Raw genomic sequence first — 3592 nt, forward strand, 5'->3', positions numbered from 1 at the left:
CCCAGTCCTGCACCTGGTGCGGGTCCACCCGCACCACGCTCTGCATGCCGTCGTCGCTCCAGCCGGCGCCGTCGAGCACCGGGATGGTGGCGAACGCGATGTTGCCGCCGGCCAGCTTCTGCATCTGCTGCACGAAGTCCATGACGTCCCAGCCCGAGGACAGCACCACCGAACGCTGCACGGCGGCCTCCAGGCGCTGCAGCGTGGTGGGGCTCGACAGCGTCTTGCCGGAGATGACCCGGTGGGCCAGCGAGGCCATCACCGCCTGCTGGCGCACGACGCGGTCCAGGTCGCCGCGGGGCAGCTCGTGGCGCTGGCGGACGAAGCTGAGCGCCTCCGGGCCGGACAGGCGCTGCTGTCCGGCGGGGAAGTCCGCACCCGAGAGCGGCTCGAACACCGGGTCCTTGAGGCAGACGTCGACGCCGCCGAGGGCGTCGGTGATCAGCGCGAAACCGAGCAGCCCGATCTCGGCGTAGTGGTCGACGGTGACCCCGGTGAGGTCGGCGACGGTCTTGATCAGCGCCTCCCGGCCGGCCTCGGTGCCCTGGGCCGCGGCGTGCTCGGCCGAGTCGCCGGCCTTGACCAGGTTGGCGCGCCTGGTCTCCCGGGTCTGGCCGTAGACGCCGTTGATCTTCGTCTTGCCCAGGCCCGGGGCCGACACGTAGGAATCGCGCGGGATCGAGATGGCGGTCGCCGACTTCCCGTTGTTGGGGATCCGGATCAGGATGATGGTGTCGGTGTTGGTCGCCTCCTCGTCGCCGGCGCGCAGCGTCTCGAGCTCCTCGGCCGACAGCGGGTTGCCGTGCGCGTCGGTGCGGCTGTCCAGGCCGACCAGCAGGATGTCGATCGCGCCGTCGTCGCCGCCCTTGCCCAGCGAGGCCGCCGACATGTGGAAGATGCCGTCCTCGAAGGACCGCACATTGGTCCAGGCGATCCCGGTGCCGAGCACGACCAGCACCGTCAGCGCGGTGGCAGCCACACGAACCACACGTTGCACTCCCATCCCACTAGGTTACTTGCGGCACAGCTGCTTCGTGGGTAGCGGCCGCCCGCGTGCCCCGGGCGTGCCAGACTCATGCCATGTCGGGCAGGATCGTGATCATCGGGGCCGGGGGCCAATTGGGGAGCACCTTGGCGGTGCTCGCGGCCGATGAGGGCCGCGACGTGCGGGCCTACACGTCGTCGCGGTGGGACATCACCGACCCGGCGGCGGCCGAACGGATCGAGCGCGGCGACGTCGTGATCAACTGCGCGGCATACACCGACGTCGACGGCGCCGAGAGCGACCAGGACCGCGCCCACGCCGTCAACGCCGCCGGGCCCGGATACCTGGCGCAGGCGTGCGCACGGGCGGGTGCCCGGCTGATCCACGTCTCCACCGACTACGTGTTCGGCGGCGAGGTCTCCGGCGGTGACCCCGCGCACGTCGCGTCGCGCCCCTACGAGCCGAGCGACCCCACCGCGCCGGCGGGCGTGTACGGCCACACCAAGCTCGCCGGCGAGCGGGCCGTGCTGGCGGCGCTGCCGGACGCCCGGCAGGGCGTGGTCGTGCGCACCGCCTGGGTCTACACCGGCGGCACCGGCAAGGACTTCGTCGCAATCATGCGCCGGCTGGCCGCCGGCGACGGTCCGGTGAACGTCGTCGACGATCAGACCGGCTCGCCGACCTACGTGGGCGACCTGGCCGCCGCGCTGCTGCAGGTGGCCGACGACGGCGTGCCCGGCCCGGTCCTGCACGCCGCCAACGAGGGTGCGGTGTCCCGGTTCGAGCAGGCCCGGGCGGTCTTCGAGGAGTGCGGCGCCGACCCGTCGCGGGTGCGGCCGGTCAGCACCGCGCAGTTTCCCCGGCCGGCCCCGCGGCCGGTCTACTCCGCGCTGGGCGGCGAACAATCCCGGGCGGCGGGCCTGCGCCCGCTGCGGCCCTGGCGCGAGGCGCTGGTCGCGGCGCTGGCGGCGGCTGGCGGCGTCGCCGCGGGCGACCGACCGTTACCCTCGACGCGTGACTGACGTCGTACCGGTGGTCACGGTGACCTACTCGCCGGGCCCGCACCTGGAGCGTTTCCTGGCCTCGTTGTCGCTGGCCACGGATCGTCCGGTCGAGGTGCTGCTGGCCGACAACGGCTCCACCGACGGGACCCCGCAGGAGGCGGTGGAGCGCTACCCGAACGTGCGCCTGTTCGAGACCGGGGCCAACCTCGGATACGGCACCGCGGTGAACCGCGCCGTCGACCGGCTGGGCGACGACAACGACTGGGTGATCGTGGCCAACCCGGACGTGCAGTGGGGTCCGGGCAGCATCGACGCGCTGCTGGACGCCGCCAACCGGTGGCCGCGGGCGGGCGCGCTCGGCCCGCTGATCCGGGACCCCGACGGGTCGGTGTACCCCTCGGCGCGCCACCTGCCCAGCCTGGTCCGCGGCGGCATGCACGCCGTGGTCGGGCCGTTCTGGAAGCGCAATCCCTGGACGGCGGCCTACCGCCAGGAGCGGCTGGAGCCCAGCGAGCGGCCGGTCGGCTGGCTGTCCGGGTCGTGCCTGCTGCTGCGCCGGTCGGCCTTCCGCCAGGTCGGCGGGTTCGACGAGCGCTACTTCATGTACATGGAGGACGTCGACCTCGGCGACCGGCTGGGCAGGGCCGGCTGGTGCAGCGTCTACGTGCCCTCGGCCGAAGTGCTGCACCACCGCGGCCACTCCACCGGGCACGACCCGGCGAATCATCTGACGGCGCATCACAAGAGCACCTACATCTTCCTGGCGGACCGGCATTCCGGATGGTGGCGGGCACCCCTGCGCTGGACGCTGCGCGGGTCGCTTCAGGTGCGTTCCCGCCTGATGGTGCGCAATTCGCTGCGCAGCAGACGACGCAACGTGGAAGGGCGCTAGAGGTGGCAAAAACCCCGGTCGACGCGGTGATCCTGGTTGGCGGCAAGGGCACGCGGCTGCGGCCGCTGACGCTGTCGGCGCCCAAGCCGATGCTGCCGACCGCGGGGCTGCCCTTCCTGACCCATCTGCTGTCGCGGGTCGCCGCGGCCGGCATCGAGCACGTGGTCCTCGGCACGTCGTACCGGGCCGAGGTGTTCGAGGCCGAGTTCGGCGACGGGTCCAAGCTGGGCCTGCAGATCGAGTACGTGGCCGAGTCGAACCCGCTGGGGACCGGCGGCGGGATCGCCAACGTCGCGCCGAGGCTGCGCCACGACACCGTGATGGTGTTCAACGGCGACGTGCTGTCCGGCGCCGACCTGGGCGAGTTGCTCGAGTTCCACCACACCAAGCAGGCCGACGTCACGCTGCACCTGGTGCGGGTCGGTGACCCGCGGGCGTTCGGGTGTGTGCCCACCGACGAGGATGACCGCGTCGCGGCGTTCCTGGAGAAGACGGAGGACCCACCCACCGACCAGATCAACGCAGGCTGCTACGTCTTCCGGCGTGAGGTGATCGACCGTATTCCCCGTGGCCGCGAGGTGTCGGTGGAACGTGAGGTGTTCCCGGCATTGCTCGACGACGACCTCAAGGTCTGCGGTTACGTCGACGCCACCTACTGGCGCGACATGGGCACTCCGGAGGACTTCGTGCGCGGGTCGGCGGATCTGGTGC

Annotated in this window: 4 protein-coding genes; 3 read left to right on the plus strand and 1 reads right to left on the minus strand. The window is 72.1% G+C overall.

Going from position 1 to position 3592, the window contains the following annotated elements; all coding sequences use genetic code 11:
- Window positions 1–1003 (minus strand): LCP family protein (locus AC2VON_RS14705; RefSeq protein ID WP_486953608.1); only part of this gene is annotated, 1003 nt, incomplete at its 3' end.
- Window positions 1004–1080: 77 nt separating this feature from the next.
- Between AC2VON_RS14705 and rfbD the strand changes: the two genes are divergently transcribed.
- From rfbD to manB, 3 genes are all read left to right on the plus strand, one after another.
- Window positions 1081–2007, plus strand: coding sequence for a dTDP-4-dehydrorhamnose reductase (gene rfbD / locus AC2VON_RS14710; protein WP_369740142.1), 927 nt, complete (start codon window positions 1081–1083; stop codon window positions 2005–2007).
- A 10-nt stretch (window positions 2008–2017) separates the two neighbouring features.
- Window positions 2018–2881, plus strand: coding sequence for a glycosyltransferase family 2 protein (locus AC2VON_RS14715; protein ID WP_369741733.1), 864 nt, complete (start codon window positions 2018–2020; stop codon window positions 2879–2881).
- Window positions 2882–2883: 2 nt separating this feature from the next.
- The coding region (gene manB / locus AC2VON_RS14720; protein ID WP_486953609.1) for a mannose-1-phosphate guanylyltransferase at window positions 2884–3592 on the plus strand (709 nt) is incomplete at its 3' end.

This window comes from Mycobacterium sp. TH-M82, from assembly GCF_057473605.1.